General features: G+C 48.9%; 13 protein-coding genes. 8 read left to right on the top strand and 5 right to left on the bottom strand.

From position 1 onward, the window contains the following. Positions 1-44: 44 nt before the first annotated feature. The 3 genes from LJ740_RS15040 to LJ740_RS15030 all read right to left on the bottom strand — a co-directional run bounded on the left by LJ740_RS15040 (position 45) and on the right by LJ740_RS15030 (position 3,729). A complete protein-coding gene (locus LJ740_RS15040; RefSeq protein WP_229530175.1) occupies positions 45-572 on the bottom strand; it encodes an Mpo1 family 2-hydroxy fatty acid dioxygenase in 528 nt (175 codons plus the stop codon). Between the two features lie 95 nt (positions 573-667). Next, entirely contained in the window at positions 668-1,426 is a 759-nt protein-coding gene (locus LJ740_RS15035; protein ID WP_229529932.1) for a HupE/UreJ family protein, read from the bottom strand. Positions 1,427-1,497: 71 nt separating this feature from the next. Next, the gene (locus tag LJ740_RS15030; RefSeq protein ID WP_229529931.1) at positions 1,498-3,729 is read right to left on the bottom strand and encodes a M3 family metallopeptidase; all 2,232 of its coding nucleotides are present in this window, start codon (positions 3,727-3,729) and stop codon (positions 1,498-1,500) included. A gap of 324 nt (positions 3,730-4,053) precedes the next feature. Here LJ740_RS15030 and LJ740_RS15025 point away from each other — a divergent pair, with 324 nt between their 5' ends. Beyond that, positions 4,054-5,787, top strand: coding sequence for a cyanophycinase (locus LJ740_RS15025; RefSeq protein WP_229529930.1), 1,734 nt, complete (start codon positions 4,054-4,056; stop codon positions 5,785-5,787). A gap of 37 nt (positions 5,788-5,824) precedes the next feature. On the opposite strand, the gene LJ740_RS15020 is transcribed toward LJ740_RS15025, so the two are convergent. Then, positions 5,825-6,712, bottom strand: coding sequence for an aspartoacylase (locus LJ740_RS15020; protein ID WP_229529929.1), 888 nt, complete (start codon positions 6,710-6,712; stop codon positions 5,825-5,827). A gap of 187 nt (positions 6,713-6,899) precedes the next feature. Here LJ740_RS15020 and modA point away from each other — a divergent pair, with 187 nt between their 5' ends. The 7 genes from modA (at position 6,900) to LJ740_RS14985 (ending at position 18,139) form a co-directional block, all read left to right on the top strand. Then, entirely contained in the window at positions 6,900-7,604 is a 705-nt protein-coding gene (gene modA, locus LJ740_RS15015; RefSeq protein ID WP_229529928.1) for a molybdate ABC transporter substrate-binding protein, read from the top strand. Between the two features lie 2 nt (positions 7,605-7,606). Next, positions 7,607-8,299, top strand: a complete 693-nt coding sequence (modB, locus tag LJ740_RS15010; RefSeq protein WP_229529927.1) for a molybdate ABC transporter permease subunit — start codon at positions 7,607-7,609, stop codon at positions 8,297-8,299. Beyond that, positions 8,289-9,389, top strand: a complete 1,101-nt coding sequence (gene modC / locus LJ740_RS15005) for a molybdenum ABC transporter ATP-binding protein (protein ID WP_229529926.1) — start codon at positions 8,289-8,291, stop codon at positions 9,387-9,389. The genes modB and modC overlap by 11 nt, the downstream gene beginning before the upstream one ends. Continuing rightward, complete coding sequence (locus LJ740_RS15000; protein WP_229529925.1) at positions 9,386-10,105, top strand: 4'-phosphopantetheinyl transferase family protein; 720 nt, start codon at positions 9,386-9,388, stop codon at positions 10,103-10,105. Before modC ends, LJ740_RS15000 begins: the two co-directional genes overlap by 4 nt. A gap of 238 nt (positions 10,106-10,343) precedes the next feature. After that, on the top strand, positions 10,344-13,985 hold the full coding sequence (locus tag LJ740_RS14995; RefSeq protein WP_229529924.1) for a M36 family metallopeptidase: 3,642 nt from the start codon (positions 10,344-10,346) through the stop codon (positions 13,983-13,985). 386 nt (positions 13,986-14,371) lie between these two features. After that, positions 14,372-15,778, top strand: coding sequence for an MATE family efflux transporter (locus LJ740_RS14990; protein WP_229529923.1), 1,407 nt, complete (start codon positions 14,372-14,374; stop codon positions 15,776-15,778). A 318-nt stretch (positions 15,779-16,096) separates the two neighbouring features. Continuing rightward, positions 16,097-18,139: a TonB-dependent receptor gene (locus LJ740_RS14985; protein ID WP_229529922.1), complete on the top strand. Its 2,043-nt coding sequence runs from the start codon at positions 16,097-16,099 to the stop codon at positions 18,137-18,139. On the opposite strand, the gene LJ740_RS23480 is transcribed toward LJ740_RS14985, so the two are convergent. Then, positions 18,136-18,966 carry an SbcC/MukB-like Walker B domain-containing protein gene (locus LJ740_RS23480; RefSeq protein ID WP_377307085.1) on the bottom strand — a complete coding sequence of 277 codons (831 nt, stop codon included), beginning with the start codon at positions 18,964-18,966 and terminating at the stop codon, positions 18,136-18,138. The genes LJ740_RS14985 and LJ740_RS23480 overlap by 4 nt on opposite strands. Positions 18,967-19,986 lie beyond the last annotated feature (1,020 nt).

Here is a 19,986-nt window from a genome sequence, read left to right as displayed (position 1 = left end):
CGCCAGCTTCAAATCGCGAAAACGAAAAGATGGCGCCTGCAATACTAAAGTGTGTTCGCAGAAGGCGAGCCTGTTCTCACGGCGCCGGCGCGGCGTTCAATGTCCTGTTTGAGGGATGGATACAGGCCCAGTAAAAACAGTAATTCTGCCAACACAAACAAAGGACCAATCAGCAAGCCCATTAAGTCATCCACAAAGGCGGGCTTTTTACCCTCAAAATAATGACCGATGAATTGCACAATCCAGCCCAGTACAAATAAACCTACCCCGGTACTCAACCACAGCAGGGTTGATGCGGCGGCGATGTCCATCGCATAGTAAATGCCGGTAGCCATAAGCACAGCCATCAACGTTGCAAACACCAGATTTAGTCTGAGGTAGTACAAGGATGCCGCTAAACAGCAGGCCATCGCCGGAGTGACCGCATAGCCAGCAAGGTCAAATACAGGTCGGGACAACAACACTATTACGGCAAACACAATGACAGGCACACCCACTAAATGGGTTAATATATTACGGGAGTCCCGATGGTACTCCGCGTAAGTGGCCAGTTGTTCAACAAAACTCTTCATGATCAATTCCGAAATAACCAAAACAAGCTGATTGTATCCGGTTACTTTTTCGGCAAATGTCATCCCGGTGACAATTCCGGACATTTTTAGCCTGGTTACAGAAACACCCGTTCAATAAACCAGTAAGCCCCCACAGTGGCAATCAATAGCGACAAGGGGATCTGTACCCGACTGCGATACCAATGGCGATTTCTGAACAGATAGGTGCCCACAAATGCCAACAACAGTACGGCAATTTGCCCCAGCTCTACCCCCAGGTTAAAGGCCAATAGGGACGGGACCAGATCGTTTTTAGGCAGTCCGTAATCACTTAACACCGAGGCAAAGCCTAAACCGTGTAACAAGCCAAACCCAAAAACGATGGCTGGACGCCACTTTGACGCCTGTTTAAACACACAATTTTCAACGGCAACCCACACAATCGACAAGGCTATCAACGGCTCAACAATACTGCCCGGCACCAGGACAATGCCCAACGCAGCCAGGCCAAGCGTAACAGAATGAGCCAGGGTGAAGGCCGTTACCTGCCAAAGCAACGCGCCCAGCATCAGACTGGAAAAGAACAGCCCCAGGACAAACAAAATATGATCCAGTCCCTTGGGAATAATGTGTTCAAATCCAGCCTTTGTATACAACCAGAACTTTTCTGACCAGCTCATGGCGGCCAATTTGCGCATTCTTTGGCGTTTTAAGGCCGCCAGATATTCTTCATCCAGGGTTTCACCGTCAATCAATAACTGTCCCTGTTCAATATCCAAAATAATGTCCTCGTCCTGAGGATGTGCCGCCACCGGTGTCGCGTGAATACCAACAAACACGAGAATCAGTGTTAACAGGCAATGATAAATTTTCATGAGTTACAAGCCACAAAAAAACTGGCCCGGTAAACCGGGCCATGATGAGTCAATATCAAACTGAGCAGGGTTTAATCGGTTGAGCCGTCTAAACCACGTACTTTTAACAGTGCGTCAATTTCCGGCTCCCGGCCACGGAACTTTTTATAGAGTGTCATGGCTTCTTCGGTTGAACCTTTTTCCAGTACATGGGTACGGAATTTTTGCGCTAAATCCTGATTAAAGATATCGCCGGTTTCCTTGAAGGCCGCAAAGCCATCCGAATCCAGTACCGCTGAATGCACATAGCTGTAGTATCCGGCGGCATAACCTCCGGCAAAGATATGGGAAAAATAGGTAGAGCGATAACGCGGTGCAATTTCGTCAATCAGACCAATGCGTTGCATCGAGGATTTTTCAAACTCGTCGGCGTCCTGCATGTCATCTTCAGCAGACAGCGTATGCCAGTCCATGTCCAGCAACGATGCTGCCAGATATTCGGTGTTGGCGAAACCCTGATTAAATTTCGCAGACTTGAGCAGTTTATCAATCAGTTCGTCCGGCATAGGCTCACCCGTCTGATAGTGAGTGGCATAGGTTTTTAACACCTGCGGCTCACTGGCCCAGTGCTCCATGATTTGCGCCGGAAATTCAGTGAAATCACGGGGACCGGAAGTGCCTGACATGCTGCCATAGGTGGTATTTGTCACTAACCCATGCAGAGCGTGTCCAAACTCATGGAACAAAGTGGTTACATTGTCAAAACTGAGCAACGCCGGGGCATCTCCCACAGGCGGCGAGAAGTTACAGACATTGACCACCACCGGACGCTCTCGTAAATCCAGATTCGACTGGCCTTTAAAGCTGCTCATCCAGGCGCCACCGCGTTTGTTGGAACGGGTGTAATAGTCACCCATGAAGATCCCCAAATGACTGCCGTCTTTGTCCTTCACTTCCCAGACCCGAACATCCGGATGATAGACATCGATATCGTGTAATTCGGTAAAGGTCAGTCCCCACAGTTTGTTGGCGGTATCAAATGCGCCTTTTAACACGTTATCCAAAGTCAGATAAGGTTTCAGGCTGGCCTCGTCCAGGTCGTATTTGGCTTTGCGCACTTTTTCTGCATATTGCCACCAGTCCCAGGCAGCAAATTTGAAGTCGTGACCTTCGGCCTCAATCATGGCCTGCATATCGGCTACTTCGGCTTTTGCCCGGGCCAGCGCCGGACGCCACAACTGCATCAACAGATCGTATACGCCTTGTGGCGTGTTCACCATGCGCTCTTCCAGCACATAAGCGGCATAATTTTCGTAGCCCATAATCTGCGCCCACTCAGCCCGCAGTTTGGCCAATTGTGCAGCAACCCCTTTGTTATCCGTCTCGTTGTCATTGTCACCGCGATAAATATAGGAATTGTACAGTTGTTCCCGCAAATCCCGGCGGGTGGATTCCGTCAGGAAAGGATACATACTGCTGCGATGTGGGGTAAATACGTACTTGTCCTGATATTTCGCTTTGTCTTCTTCAGTTTCCGCGGCAGCCATTTTTTGCTGTGCGGTTTCATACGCCGCCTGAACTACTCCATCAGACAGACCATCCAGATCGGATTTCGCCAGAATCAATTCAAAACCATTCGTTTCCGCCAACAGGTTTTGCCCGTATTCGGTGGTTAACTCTGAAATTTTACCGTTTATTTCGGTCAGTTTGGCTTTTTGTTGCGCATCTAACAGCGCGCCACTGCGCACAAAACTACGATGCGTATCTTCCAGAAATTTGCGTTTTTCCGCTGTCAGTTCGATGCTGTCCCGGGCCTGCCACACCGCATCAACGCGTTTAAACAGGCCTTCGTTCAGACTGATTTTGTCGTAATGGGCAGACACCAATGGACTCAGCTCTCGCTGCAACTTCTGCAGCTCCGGATTGGTGTTGGAACCCGCCAGATTATAAAATACTCGCTGTACTTTACTCAGCAGTTTTCCGGTGCGCTCCAGCTCTTCGATGGTGTTCTCAAAGGTAGCCGCTTCAGGGTTATTTACGATAGCGTCGATTTCTGCCAGATGCACTTCCATCCCCTGCTCAAATGCAGGCATAAAGTGCTCATTTTTAATGTCCTGGAAAGGCGGGATTTGAAACTGTGTCTGATAGGTACTGAAAAACGGGTTGTTTTGGTCTATTGCCGTTTCGCTGCTTTGCACCTGCGCTGTGCTATCTGCGGCAGCAACATTATTTACCTGTTCGTCGCTGGCCTGCTGCGAGCAAGCCCCTAAAGCCAATGCGATAGCGAGTGCCAGCGCAGATTTCGCCAATCTGGAAGTATGCATATTCATATCCTTGTTTGTTTATGATTATTTTTTAGGGTATGAGGATGATATGCCTTTCATATCACTGCACTATTCAATCACGAGCCGCGACATTTTTCTACGCAAAATGAAGACACCCTGAACAAAAAAACACGACGCGATGCTCCTGCATAGCATTGCACCCAATCCGGATAAACTCAGAAGTCTATTCTTATTTCTTAAATATTTATTCAAGTTATTGAATTACTTGATATTAATGGTTTTAATCACAACTAAATTCCATTAGACGCCTGGCGGTTAAGTGGCTATTCTTAGCCTGTTCCTCAATATCAAAGGTTTGTAAGAATGTTTGTCAAAACCGGTACAGCACTTCTGTTTTTATTGTTTTCCAGTGCGACGTGGGCCCAAAGTCAGCTATTTTTAGTGGGCGGAAGCTGGAAAACCTGTGGTTCCTACGGCACCAGTGCCTGTACAGACGAAACCAACTGGCCAGACAGCGCCAAGCAACAAAATAGCTACCGGGTGTCGGCTGCAGCGCTGCAACAATTACAGTCTCTGAGCTTGTGGAAAGACAGTGATACTGTGCTCAAAGCCGCACTGCTGAACGTCTTACAAAACTTTGCCAAACATTATCCCAATCAAATATTTGCGAAAGAGCAATTTCACGACAAGTTAAAAGGCTTTGCAATCAATGTCGGAGATCAGTCCACTAACGCCAGTAAGTTACTGAAAACCTTGCCAGATCACCTGTATTACCCCATCAATGATCTGTTAGAGGCGCCGTCTGTTGATGCCAGCGGCAACTTTATCCGTGAACAGGCATCCATAGAGCATACCCGCCATGAAAGCAGTAAGTTAATTTACGCGGGTTTTATGGCAGCACTGAAAAAAGTAACACCAGAAGGACAACAGCCGGTTGTTCTGATATCAACTGCATCCGGATATGACGTCTTTGCGGCCACGGATTATTATCTTAATATCTTCACGCAATTGGGAGCGAAAGCCATCTGGTTACCCGTTGAGGCCACCCTGGCAAAATTGCTGGATGAGGGAAAATGTGCGGATTTAGCACAGGCCAGGGCGGATTATGTGGGCGTCTATAACCGGCAAGCTGTGTATCCCTATCTGGCAGAATATCAGCAACAGTTTTGTGATGCTCCGGAGCAGCTGGTGAGTTTGGCACAACAGGCAAACGGGGTGTTCTTTAATGGTGGCGATCAAAGCCTGACCTGGCAGTCCTTTGTAACGGCGCAAGACAAAGACCGCCCATGGTTGGCAGCATTGCGCGACAAATTTAACGCCGGACAACTGGTGATCTCCGGCACTTCAGCAGGCACGGCAGTGCAAAGTGGTAAACCCGGCACGGGCGAGGCAGGCATGATCACCGGCGGTACCAGTGACGGTGCGTTGCTGGCTGGTACAGAAGAAAAAGCGCCCTGGATTGAACGGGTTGATCCTCATGCCACTGTGCGGCCCGTTAGCTACCACAGTAAAGGTGGCTTAAAGTTCTTTCCTTATGGCGTGTTAGACACACATTTTTCGGAGCGTGGGCGTCAACTACGCCTGGCAAAACTGGTATTAGCGTCGGATGCCAGGTTTGGTTTTGGCGTAGATGAAACCACCGCACTGGTAGCAACCCCCATTGATGATAACAATGCGCTGTTTGAAGTGGTGGGTCAAAATGGGGTTTATATTGTTGAGCAAACTGCGCAAAGTGAAAATAGTGCAGATAAAATCAGTTACACCAGCCATTACCTGGTGTCGGGTCAAAAGTTTGAGTTAAAACAGGGCAAACTGCAATTTCCTCAGGGCGCCTTTCAGCCATTTAAACCGGAACTGGATGAAATTGTCAGCGACAGCGATCTCACTCAAAAAACCGAATACCGTGATTTAGTGGAGGCGCAAATTGCAGTGGCAGCTCAGCGCAGCCTGTCGGTTTTCAGCAATAATCAGCGTCAGTTTGCCATTGCCTTGTCTTTCACAGAACAATCCGCTATCGCAACCTCACTCTCTATGGATAATATCAGTGGCTACATCAACGCACACGTAGAAGCCAGGGTCAGCCAGGCTAAAGAATAACGGATGGAGTCCGGGAAACCGGACTCAGAGATGCACCTCAGGGAATGGGTAAGCTAATCTTTTTAGCCATCGACATGGCTAAATTATTGTCGTAATAGGCGGCTTCATTGATAAAGTGTGGGTAGGCCTCATAATCCCCATGCCAGCAAATTTCGCCACCATCAAACAGAGCAATTATGGGCTCTCCGGGTTGCACCGGTTGAAAGTCCCGGTCCTGGACATTCCGATGTACCATACCTAACCGTTCACCATGCTCATCTTCTGGTAACTTCAGGGTTTCAGTATAGGTAAAGGCTTCAATAACATCGGGCAGGTCAGGCAGCGAGTGGGTGTTATAAAGCTCTACATAGTCCAGCAGGTGCATCGTCATGGTCTGCATCCAGTCCAGTACATCATGGCGCAACACCGATTGTGGTTGAGGTCCAATCTCGACAATAACTCCCTGCTGCGCGATGGCACACAAATAGGGTTGTTTCTCCAGCGGTACATCAACCTCCATCACAATCACGGCTTCAGGCATCTGCATCTTCAGATAGCCGGCCATCCGTAAATTAAACTCGTCTGATTGCAACAGGATCAATGAAGGCCCCATGTTGGAGGTGGTATTGTGTAAATCAATTATCAGATCGGTGCTGGCCTGTCCTCGTGGCCCCAGTTGTTGATTGATCTGCTTCGCCAGGCGCTGCTCAGTGTTGTTAAGCCCTTCATCCTGCAACAAATGTAATAAAAACTGTCTGTTCAAATCACTATCGACATAACGGGTGTTGTTCTCATAGGCATGAGGGTTTGCCATCAACAAGGTTGTATCAAAGCTCGGCCTGTTTACCGATTCAGCGTGCTTTTGCCATTGCCGTAATAAATAAATACCGGAGTATTCATTGCCGTGAGTACCGCCAACAATCGCCACTTTATTGATGTTCGCCATCCTTATCCCCATATATGCGAAAAGTAGCACAGCATACAAAAGTTAACGCCGTTATCGCAATACTTGTCAGGGCTATTTTGCTGCACCAAAATAACCTAAAATATGCCGTTTTTAATCCTGAGGAATCACTCTGCTTATTGTACGTTTATTATGTTGCCTATTGCTGCTGTTGCCCGCATCCGCAAGTGTGGCAGAAACAACTATAAAGCTGGCTGTCGCATCGAACTTTGCCGCGCCGGTAAAAGCGATTGTTGCCAGTTATCCGCACACCACTGACAACATAAGGGTGTCGCTGGGGTCTTCCGGCAAATTCTATGCACAAATCAGGCAAGGCGCTCCTTTTGATATTTTCCTGTCGGCAGACACAGATAAACCCGAAAAGCTGGTCGCTGAAGGGTTTGCAATAGAATCCAGCCGCTTTACCTACGGGATCGGAAAACTGGTACTCTGGTCTGGCAATCCGCGGTTATTGCAAACAACGCCTCCCGACTGGCAACAGCTGCAATTTGATAAGATTGCGATTGCCAATCCCAGAACCGCACCATACGGACTGGCGGCTCAGCACTATTTACAACAGCAATACCCGGAAATACTGACCTCCAGGCAACGGGTGACTGGCGAAAACATTGCACAGGCCTTTGCTTACGTGCGTTCCGGAAATGCGCAACTGGGTTTTGTTGCCCTGTCGCAAGTTTTAACTCTGGCGGAACAAAACAAAGGCTCCTGGTGGATTATTCCCGAAACCTATTACGCCCCTATTCTGCAAGATGCGGTGTTGTTAACAGAGGCGCAGCACAATGCTGCGGCGCTGCAGTTTTACCAGTACTTGCAATCTGCCGAAGTGGCCGCCATGATCCGGGCATTCGGCTACGATACACCTGAGGGGAATTAACGTTGCTCTCTGAAGCAGATATCACCACCCTATGGCTCACCTTAAAACTTGCCAGTGTCGTTACTGTGCTGTTGTTGCTCATAGGTACGCCCGTTGCCTGGTGGCTGGCACGGACGCACTCCCCTGCTAAAGGCATCATTGGGGCGATTGTGGCACTGCCCCTGATCTTACCGCCCACGGTGCTGGGCTTTTACCTGTTATTATTTATGGGCCCTAACGGCGCATTTGGACAATTTACCACAGCCCTGGGGCTGGGGACGTTACCCTTTACTTTTTGGGGGTTGGTGGTGGCCTCATTGTTTTATTCACTGCCCTTTGTGGTTCAGCCGATTCAAAATGCGTTTGCTGCCATAGACGAACGTCACTTCGAAGTGGCAGCGACCCTGGGAGCAACACCCGTTGATCGGTTTTTGAGTATTGCCCTGCCGATGGCGCGGCCGGGATTTATCAGTGCTGCGATTCTGGGTTTTGCCCATACCGTCGGTGAATTTGGCGTTATTTTAATGATTGGTGGCAATATTCCAGGCGAAACCAAGGTCGTGTCGGTACAAATATACGATCACGTCGAAGCACTGGATTACGCCAGTGCCCACAACCTTTCGCAGTTAATGTTAATTTTTTCCTTCACGGTGCTGTTGTTTCTCTACAGCTTTCAGAAAAAATGGCGACTGACGGGCATGAATTATGGTAATTAACCCGGTCGAGACAGACATGGAAATCAGTTTGAAACTGTCCCGCAACTCAGGGGCAGCACAACACTTTGAGCTCGATGTGGATTTGCACATTCCCGGCACCGGCATTACCGCCATTTATGGCGCATCCGGTTCCGGGAAAACCACGCTATTGCGTTGTATAGCCGGGCTGGAGACGCAGGCTCAGGGCAGAGTTCGCATCGCCGCAGACACCTATCAGGACAGCCATATTTTTGTACCTGCCCATCAGCGCAAAATTGGTTACGTGTTTCAGGAACCCAGCCTGTTTCCTCACTTGTCGGCGGAGCAAAACCTGCAATATGCGCAGCGCAGAACCCGAACACCGCTGGCAGAGAAACAGCTGCAGGAGTTGCTGGAGGTGTTAGCCATCAGCCCCTTGCTATCCCATCGCCCTGATCAGCTGTCAGGGGGAGAGAAGCAACGTTTCGCCATTGCCCGTGCGGTGCTAAGTAATCCGGACATATTGTTGCTCGATGAGCCTTTATCCGCACTGGACACAGACAGAAAGCGGGAAATCCTTAGTTATATCGAGTCTTTACAACAGTTTCTCGCCATCCCGATGCTCTATGTCAGCCACGCAGAACTGGAAGTGGCGCGCCTTGCTGAGCAGGTGATCATTATGGATAAAGGACACGTTAAAACCGTTGGCGCGGTGAATACAATCTTTAGGCAACCGCTATCTGACTTGTCCGGTGATTGCACTGCGTTACTGCAGGGTCAGGTGGAATCTGTTGAGCAAGACTACCACTTAGCGAAGGTCAAAGTGGATTCCAGCGACATCTGGGTGGCCAGTCACAACCTGTCACCCGGTGCTACAGTGCGGCTTTGTGTGTGTGCCAGGGATGTCAGCATCAGCCGGATTCAGGAAACACAATCCAGTATATTAAACAAAATAGCATCCGAGATTAGCCAGATTCAGACGGGAGATGAACCCGGAACCTGCCTGCTTACCCTGGCCTGTGGTGAGCAAAGATTGTTTGCCAAAATCACCCGAAAATCTCTGGATACACTGGGACTGGCAACAGGTCAAAAAGTATGGGCACAGGTAAAATCGGTGGGGATTGTGCAATGACAATAACCGCGAACAACTTACCCGGGTTGCCCCCTGTTACGCGCCTTGACTGGCAAATAGCCGGGCAGCCGGTGCCGTTGTTCTTTGCGGAAATTCCCTCCGCAGAGGACACCCGAACTGATTATATACAACAGTATAAAGCCTGGTTACCATCGCCCCTGGTTTCGGCAAACGCCTCCCGACAGGCAGAATTTATCACTGGCCGATTGTGCAGCGCTGCGGCTTTAGCCGTGCAGGGTATCGAGCATCATGTTGTGGGCAGCAATACCGACCGCTCTCCCATCTGGCCAGGGGGGGTTCGTGGCGCAATTTCCCATAAAAACCACCTTGCTGTGGCCGTTGCCAGTAATAACGCGCAATTCGTAGGGGTTGATTTGGAAGTCGAACTTTCTGCTTCCCGAATAGCACGCATCAAGTCAAAAATTATCGACCAACAGGAAATGGCCGTTTTAGAGGCTGCAGACATAGACTTTGTAGCCGGTTTTACCCTGGTATTTTCCGCCAAAGAAACCCTGTACAAGGCTATCTACCCCTTTGTAAAACGTTATCTGGGTTTCAGCACCAGCAAATTAACAGGCTTTACTGACGATACTTTGACCCTGGAGCTGCGCCCGGATATTGCGCAGTTTGTGCCGCACCCCGCGAGTTTCAGCATAAAACACCGACACTTCAGGGATTTCAGGCTAACGTTACTGATCTCCAATCCACCTGTCTGAGCTGACAACCTGGGTTCAGTTAATGAAACTGAATCAATTTGTAAATTATTGTGAACAAGCGTGAACTAATTGCGTAAATCAGTATTGCATTTTTGTGCAACTGCGGGGTAAAGTGCTAACCGCTCATCGAGATTTTCACTCTTGCGACAGAACAAAATTGGCGGAAAAAGCCTTTGGAGAGTGGACGTTATTAATCGGGAGCAAATCCAAAAACATATCCAAACATGAAGGAATAACAATGAACAAGCTTCGTCCCTCAACTGTGGCGTTGCTGGTATCCGCAGCACTCTCTTCGACTGCGGCAAGTGCCAGTTTAAACCACGCTCATTCTCATACGCTTTCTAATTTTGACCACGCTGCGGCAAGCCAATTCAAGGCGAACAGTTTATCAGTAGCAGCACGTGAACAGGCATTGGCCGAGCGTGCCACCACTACCGGATTAAAAAGTCACTTTGATGCCAAAATGGGTAAAGCCACTTTCCTTTGGGCACCAAAAGGCCAAAGCAAACCCAACTTAAGCATGATTGCGCCAGAGCATAAAAATGCCTATGCGGCCTCCTATTACCTGAACTCCCTAACAGGGTTTAGCTCTGAAGAAAATGCCGTAAACCGCGCACAGCTTGCTTACATTCACGATACTAACAAGGGTCCGTTAGTTGCGAAATATCGTCAGCAACTAAATGGCGTTGCGGTTTTCAATAAAGAATACAACATCGTTATGGACCGTGAACACAACCTGGTTGCCGGTTCTGGCTACCTGGGCAATAAAGTAACAGCGGCCCAGGCACTGCAACTTTTCGGTAGTTTCAGCACCCCTGAAGCAGCGGTTCTGAAAGCGATCGCGGATCTGAGTGGCGGTAAAACTCAGGCGACCTTAAACATCGCTGAGAAAAAAGGCGACTATATCCTGTTTGACGCTACAACGACCGCAGGCCAGCAGGTGGTAGGTCAACCGCGTGCCAAGCAGGTGTTTTATGATATCAACGGTGAACTGGTGGCAGCTCACTACGTCGAAGTGAAATTAGCCCATATCGAAAACCCACTGGACAGTGTTGATTATGGCTTTGTTGTTGGTAATACCGGCAAAGTTCTGTTCCGCAACAACCTGATTTCTCACGCCAGTGAAAGCAATAACGCGGAATTCACTTATCGCGTCTGGGCAGAAGCTGATGGCTTCCCTTATGAAGGCCCACATGGCGATGTTATTCCAGCGTTAGTGCAGGGTAACGATACCACTGAATATGCAGAGCAGCCGCTGGTGACAGTGGGTAACTACAGCAAAATCAGTACTGACGATCCCTGGTTGACTGCCGATGATATGTATACCTATGGTAACAACGTGCTGGCTTACGCTGACGTAGTGGCACCACAAGGTTACAACGCAGGTGATATCATAGTGTCAACCACTTCGGATATGACTTTTGACTACCCATTTGATGAAACACAGCGTGCTAACAGCTTTGTTAATCGTCAGTCTGCGGTTGTTAACATGTTCGTAGTGAACAACTTCATGCATGACTGGTGGTACGACCATGGCTTCGATGAAGCTGCAGGTAACGCTCAGTTAGACAACTACGGTCGCGGTGGTGTTGAAGGTGACCCACTGGAAGTGCAGGCACAGGATTATTCTGGCCTGAATAATGCTAACATGTCTACACCAGCCGACGGTGGCAGCCCGCGCATGCAGCAATATCTGTATACCTCGAAAGATGCAGTAAATGGTGTTGATCAGGGCATTAATATCGTTTCTCACCCAGGCTCTCTAGGTGTGATGCAATCAACGCAATTATCTTCTTTTGGTCCGCAACAATACACCGGCGTTAGTGCTAACCTGAGACGTTTGCACGATGACAACGCAGTAGACAGCGGTTCAGAATTTGATGGCTGTGAAGCAGCGGTCAATGGTTATGCGCTGGAAGGCCGCATCGCCATTATTGACCGTGGTAGTTGTGCATTTACCCAGAAAGTGCTCAACGCTCAGGCGGCAGGTGCCATTGGCGCAATCGTTGTAAACAACGTTGACGATGGTACGCCAGCGCCAATGGGTGGTACTGATACATCAGTTACCATTCCTAATTTAGGTTTGAATTATGAAGAAGGTCAGGCCCTGTACGCCCGTATGGCAGCAGGCCAGCAGGTAACCGCTGAAATCTTCAGCAAATTCCCGTTGAAAGATTCTTCCTTTGACAACGGTATTATTGCTCACGAATGGGGTCATTATATTTCAAATCGTTTGGTGGGTAACGCCAGTGGTTTAATTAACTTCCAGGGCCGCTCAATGGGTGAAGGTTGGGGTGATTTCCACAGCCTGATGCTGATTGTTAAAGCTGAAGATGGCAATATCGAAGGCAACGAAGAATGGCAACTGCCATTTGCTACCGGTACTTATGTAGAAGATTTCTACACGGGTATCCGCCGTGCACCATATTCAACGAATATGGACATCAACCCACTGACCTTTGAGCACATTACTGCAGGTGCAGAAGTGCCCGGATTGTCGCCAACTAATGGCGATTCACCGCACGGTGCCGGTGAAATGTGGGCCGCTGTATTATGGGACGTATACGCAAGCTTACTGAACATGTATGAGTTTGATGAAGCACAATCGCGCATGGCTGATTACCTGGTAGCCGGCTATAAAGCCACGCCGATTGCACCTACCTATACAGAAGCACGTGATGCAATCTTATCGGTTATGCTGGCTAATAGTGCCGATGATTTCAACGCAGCAGTGACAGCATTTGCACGCCGTGGCATGGGCTTTGGCGCAGTATCTCCGGAGCGTTTCAGCGATGATAACTCAGGTGTCACTGAATCTTATGCAACTCAAATTGCTTCATATAGCGCCAGTGACCTGGCCCTGTCTCAGGACGGACTGGCTGTTTGTACAGCCGATGACGTTCTGGATGCGGGTGAAACTGCCAATGTATCTTTCTCTATCATGAATAATGGTAGTGAAGTACTGAGCGGCATCACTGCACAAGTTCAGGTTCTTAGTGACCATGATGTTACCCTCGCTAATGATGGTATGGTGACATTTGGTGAAGTCGGTTTATTTGAAGAAGTTAGCAGCGGTGATATCGCCTTTACGCTTAATTCTGCCGGCACAGGTGACACTATTGAATTCGGTGTAACCTTCCCTGAATTGGTTGAAGGTGATGAAATTGTAGAACCTGCGGACTTATCCGCTTCTGTAACCGTCAACTATGACTTCGTCAAGTTAGCGCTTGATGGAAGCTCAGCCGTCGACAATATGGAAACCCTGGCGACGCTGGATAACTTCAAAGAAAACGTCATGTATGGTGGTGACGCTGCCATTGGTACGCAAGGCTTTGACACCGTAAACATCGGTTTCTTCCAGGCGTTTAACCCTGACGTAGATTTAGGTACGCAAGCCATGTACCTGAATAACAACGCCTTCCAGTCTGACGTTGCCGTAGAAACCGACATGGTTGAAGTTGCCTATGGTCAGGACTTCTCCATCAACTTCTGGCACTTCTACTGGTTAGAAGAAGCATGGGATGGTGGTGTTGTTGAGATCAGCATCAACGGCGGCGCCTGGATGGATGTTCTGGAAGCTGGCGGTACCTTCGCAGTAGGTTACAACTACGACGAACTGATCGAAAACTCCTCGCAAGCTCTGCAAGGACGTCCGGTATTCACCGGCATCAATGGCGACCTGGCGACCTTCAACGGTAACATGGAATCTATCAGCTTCGGCGATGCTCTGAACGGACAAACAGTACAGTTCCGCTTCAGAATTTCTTCTGACTTTACGGCCAATGAGTTTGGCTGGGTAATCGATAATGTTGAATTCACCAATATCGAAACCTCGGTCTTCTCTGAAGTAGTTGCAGGTGACGCAGTTTCCTGTGACTAATTAGTCAGTAGTATACGAAATACAAGGCGCTCTTTGCTAAGAGCGCCTTTTTTGTTTGCCGCAACCGGTTATTATAGTCTGTGTATCAATTTGTAATCCTTCAAAAAAGCCGTTGACTTAATCGCATTATCAGGTCAAGCTCTGCCTACTACTTTCACCGGAGCAGTCCAATGAACAATGTAATCCACTTCATTTGCGCTGATATTGTGCCCGCACAACCGGTCTGTAGTGTCCTTTCCAAAGTCAGCTAACCTGACGCAATAAAAGACACATTCACCAACCTCAGAGCAAACCATCAGTCCCGAAAAGGTACTGTGCATTACTGACTATTTTTTAAATCAGCTGCAGAAATACGCCTGCATGCTATTCGCTTAGTGGATTAAGCAATGACAAAACAAACGAATAAACCTGGACTTTGGCACCTGTTTCAACAAGCGGTCAAAGGCAATGTGCAATACGACTTTACTCAAGGCTCTATCGGCGTCGCTGCCTTTTTGTTAGCGGTTCCCATGGTGCTGGAAATGGCGATGGAATCCATTTTCGCTGTCGTCGATATCTTTTTTGTATCCTCTCTTGGCCATGAGGCGGTCGCCGTGGTAGGTCTCACTGAAGCGGTTTTAACCCTGATTTATGCCATCGCCATCGGGTTAAGTATGGGGGTAACGGCATTGGTCGCCAGACGCATTGGTGAAAAGCAACCAGAAAAAGCCACACTACTGGCCGGACAGGCACTATGGCTGGGCTTATTGGTTGCCCTGTTGGTGGCCTTAAGTGGCGCCTTCTTTGCTGCAGATATTTTACGCCTGATGGGAGCAGACAGCGCCGTGGTGGCCATGGGAGAGAACTACACCACCATTATGTTATGTAGTGCGATTACCATTCTGTACCTGTTTATCATCAATGCTATATTTCGCGGGGCCGGTGATGCATCGATTGCCATGCGGTCGTTATGGCTGGCAAACGGTATCAATATCCTGCTGGACCCTATCCTGATATTTGGCTTGGGACCTGCACCGGAAATGGGGGTAACCGGTGCGGCTGTAGCAACCTGTATTGGCCGGGGTGTGGGCGTAATATATCAATTGTGGCATCTGTTTAATGCCGGCAGTCGAATACACATTGGCTGGCAACATCTCAGACTAAAAACCGCCGTACTAATAGACCTTATCAAGGTATCAACCGGCGGGATCTTGCAGTTTTTGATTGCCACTGCCAGTTGGGTGGTGTTAGTCCGCATCGTTTCTGACTTCGGCAGTGCAGCGGTAGCAGGTTATACCATCGCCATCCGGGTTGTGATGTTTACCATACTTCCCGCCTGGGGTCTCAGTAATGCCGTCGCCACGTTAGTGGGTCAGAACCTGGGAGCAGGTTTGCCGGAAAGAGCTGAAAGATCAGTCTGGACAATCGCCAAATTTAACCTGATTTTTATGTTAACTGTCGCGGTTGTTTTTATTGTTTTTGCGTCACCAATCATTGCCTTGTTTACCCAGGATCCGGCGGTACTCGCCAGCGGTGTTTCCTGTTTGAGAATGGTGGCCTACGGCTACGGTTTCTTTAGTATAGGTATGATATTGGTACAGGCATTTAATGGTGCGGGAGATACAATGACCCCTACCAGAATTAACTTCTTCTGTTACTGGCTAACACAGATCCCACTTGCCTGGGTATTGGCCACGCAATGGCATTTTCAGGCAGAAGGTGTCTATATGGCCATTCTCGTCGCTGAGTCTATGATTGCCATCGTAGGCTTTGTCATTTTTCGTACCGGGAAATGGAAAGAAGTCATGGTATAGCAGTTACAGAAAATGACAGGTTGCGAAGCTCGCAGCCTGTCATTGCTCCTGTCGCAAAAATTATCACTTTGCCTCTCAAAAATAGCTCTGTCATTTACCAAACCTGAGTCAGTTATTTAATTGAACGCGGTTCATTAATAATGAATTCTGCACTCAGGGCGCAGGAGTCGAACAGTGCCAATGTGTAATCAAGTTAATTTACCACCGTTCAACGCTTTTCAGCACATTTAGCATCTTTGGACAGATTGTTCGGGCATGGTTCCATTCGACGTCAATTTCAGTAAAAATACCGACCTACTTTCGCCATGAAATTTTTCTATGACACAACACCTGCTAACCGGTCTGGCGTTTGCCATGCTGTTTTCGCCTTTAATTCATGCTCAGCAACCGGATGAAAGTCTGGAATCCATCGTTGTTACCGGCACACGCACTAACACCACATTAAGCGCGTTGTCAGGCAATATTACCCGGGTTTCACAACAGGACATCAACCAGACCCAAAGCACCCATTTCAGCGAAATTATGCATCAGGTAGCGGGTGTCTGGATTAGCCGTGGCAATGGTCAGGAACACCTCACCGCAATACGCTCTCCGGTGTTAACCGGTGCCGGAAGCTGTGGCGCATTTTTGGTTGCACAGGATGGCATCAGTGTCCGGGCGCCAGGGTTTTGCAACGCCAATCAGTTATTTGATGTCAATGCTAACCAAGCGCAAGCTATTGATGTTGTCAGAGGACCGGCAAGCGTGATCTATGGCAGTAATGCAGTACACGGCGTGATCAATGTTGTTTCTCCCGATCCTGCTTCATTGCCCCGTTTTTCCGCCGATATGGAAGCTGGTCCCAATGAATTTGGTCGCCTTTCGCTGCGCATGGCTGAACAATTTCAACAGCACCAGTTTGCGCTGTACGGTTCGGTAACCGACGACGGAGGCTATAAAGTTGACAGTGGCTATCGTCAGGACAAACTCAATGTCCTGCATCAAACAGAACATTCACAATTTAACATCAAAAATGTATTTTCTTATAGTGATCTGAACCAGCAAACTGCCGGTTTCATTCAGGGCTTTGAAGCGTATAAAGATGACGCATTAAAACGCCTTAACCCCAACCCGGAAGCCTACCGGAACAGTCGCTCGATGCAGGGGTACAGTCAAATTGAGTTTGCCTTTAACGCATTCGACCTGGTGTTAAAACCCTATTTTCGTGCCCACGATATGCAGTTTCTGCAACACTTTGTGCCATGGCAGGCAACCGAGGAGAATGGCCATAACAGTGTTGGTTTGTTAACCGCGGCAACACTTAAAAAGACCACTTACCAGTTGACCTTTGGTCTGGATCTGGACGCCACCCATGGCTGGCTTCGTGAATTTCAGAGTGAAGAATTCAGTGCCTCCATTCCACAGGGCGAACACTACCATTACGACGTCAATGCACGGGTAATTTCTCCCTATATTGACAGCCGATGGTATTTAACCGATTCGCTGACACTCAATGCCGGTATTCGCTATGACCATACGCGATACGACTACACGAACAAGCTGGCGGACGGTATAGCCTGTGCATCCGATGTGGAAGATTGCCGCTTTATCCGCCCCGCCGATCAACAACGTGATTTTAGTAATTTTTCCGGGAGACTGGGTATCAACTACGCCATTTCCGGGTCACATATGCTCTACAGTCAACTGAGTCATGGCTTCAGAGCGCCTCAGGCCACGGAGTTATTCAGATTGCAAAACAACCAGCGCAATGCGCAGCTGGATGCGGAAAAAATGTTGAGCATTGAACTGGGGTTTCGTGGGCACCTCCTGGAAAATGCAGCCTTATTTTATGATATCAGTGCCTATGCTATGGGTAAGTCTGATCACATATTTCAGGACACCGAGCGACAGAATGTCAGTGCCGGCAAGACCTCTCATCAGGGTCTGGAAGTTGCGGTCAACTGGCAACTCTCCGCTCACTGGAGGGTTAATGTAGCGCTGGATGCCAGTCGACATCGCTATGAAAATAATGTCGCCATTGCCCGCGGTGTAGACATCAGACACAACCACATCGACACGGCTCCGGAGAAAAACGCCAGTGTCAGTCTGCAATGGCAGGCAGACTATGGCAATGCCGAGCTGGAGTGGGTTTATCTGGATGACTATTATCTGGACCCGGAAAACAGCGCCCGCTATGAGGGCCACCAACTGGTGAATCTGCGTACCAGCGTGCCAGTCAGTGACAATTTCAAATTATCCTTGCGCATCAAGAACCTGTTCAATCAGGATTATGCTGAAAGAGCCGACTATGCGTTCGGTAATTATCGTTATTTTGTTGGTGAACCACGCGCTTTGTATTTACAGGCCCATTATTCGCTTTAGCTGGCGGGAATCCTGTCAGCCCGGAACCTTGCTTCAAGTTCGCTGACCCCCAGGCCGTTTTTCTTCAGTACTTTTATTTGTACCGGAATACGGTCTTTCATAGCCTCAATATGGCTTATTACGCCTATGGTTTTACCTGATGCATTGAGGTTGTCCAGGGTATCCAGCGCCAGATCTAAGGTTTCAGCATCCAGGGTGCCGAATCCTTCGTCCAGAAACAGAGAATCAATACTGGTTTTATGGCTCACCAGATCTGATAAGCCCAGCGCCAGGGCCAGACTGACTAAGAAACTCTCTCCCCCCGACAATGTCTTGGTATCCCTCTGGCTGTCTGCCTGCCAGGTATCCACGACTTTTATGCCTAAACCATCTACCTGTTCCCGGGTTAACAAATAGCGACCGTGCAACTGCTGCAGACGACGATTCGCCAGATGGATCAGGTTATCCAGGGTTAAACCCTGTGCAAACTTGCGGAATTTCTCACCTTTTGCATGGCCGATAAGATCATACAGATATTGAATATCGTCATAACTAACGCGAAATTCGGCAATCTCCTGAGCCAGCGCCGACTGGCTGCTCCGGGTTTGATCATCTCTGCTCAACTGATTGCGCAATTCCCCCAGTTGTTCAGCACACTGTTGCAACGCACTGGCCAGTCGCTGTTTTTCCGCCAGGTAAAAACTGACGGCCTGTTCAGCCCCGGTAAAATCCTGTTTCTGTGGATCTGCACTCTGCTTCTGATGCGCCGCCAGTTTCTGCTCGACGGCATCATACAAGGTCGCAGCATTCTGGACAGCCGTCAGTAATCGCTGTTTTTCGGCCTGCATCTTTTGCAGCTCTTCCGTTGAACACAGCGCATCCATAAACTGCTGCTCATCAACAAACTGACTCTGGCTCAATGCCTCCTGAAAAAGCTGCTCTGCCTTGCTGAGTTTTTCACTGAGTTCCTGAATCTGTTGCGACAGGTTTTCCAGGCGATTTGTAATACTGATATCGCGATGCTCAGCATCCCGCAAAGCAATGCGTTGTAGTTCCAGGTCTTCACGACATTGAGTCACCCTGGTTTGCGCCTGTTGCACAATTTGCTCACTGGATTGTGAACCCGCCAGTACCTCCTGCCTGCTGCGCAATTGTTGCGCCTGCACACGCAGGTCGTGCAGATCTTGCGACAAGGTTTTATTTTGAGACTGTTGCGCAACGCATTGACTCTGATGATAGCTAAGCTCTGACCCCAGCTTGTCGAGCTGACCGGATAATTGCTGCTGCTCCAATTGACGGCTGTGATACCGTGCCTGTTGTGTGGCAACCTCCTCAAACCATTCAGGGTCGGGTACTTGCTCGATGGGGACAGGTAATGGCAATTGCCCTAATTCCGCTAACAACTGCTGCGATTGCTGTTGCTGCTCTGTGTTTGATTGCGCCAACTCTTGCAATAACTGTTCATTTTGTTCCTGATACACCTGCCATTGATGTTGTTTAGCCTGCAATTGATTATCGGCCTCTGACAATTGCCCCTGGATACTGGCCAGTTGTTTTTCCATTTCCAGCGCAGCATCCTGCAGTCGGCTGTAACCCTCCAGTTGGGTTTGCAATGTCGACAACCGGCCCTCAGTTTGACTGCAAAGGATACTCAGTGCCTGCTGGTCTGAAACCTCCACCTCAAGGGTAAAGTCCTGTTTTGCCAGCAAATCTTGCCATTGCTGTGTAACAAGCTCGCTTTGCTGCTGAGCCTGTTGTGCGGCTTTCTCCGCCTGACGACACTGTTCACTTAGCGCTTCCAATGCTTCCCGGGCGGCGGTTCCCTGCGCTTTTGTCTCTTCAAGCTCCCGCTCAGCGTCGCGCTTTTC

Origin of the sequence: Planctobacterium marinum (assembly GCF_020687805.1) — a bacterium.
GTDB lineage: Bacteria > Pseudomonadota > Gammaproteobacteria > Enterobacterales > Alteromonadaceae > Planctobacterium > Planctobacterium marinum.
The sequence above is the reverse complement of the archived record's forward strand: the minus strand, read 5'-3'. Positions and strand labels throughout refer to the sequence as shown.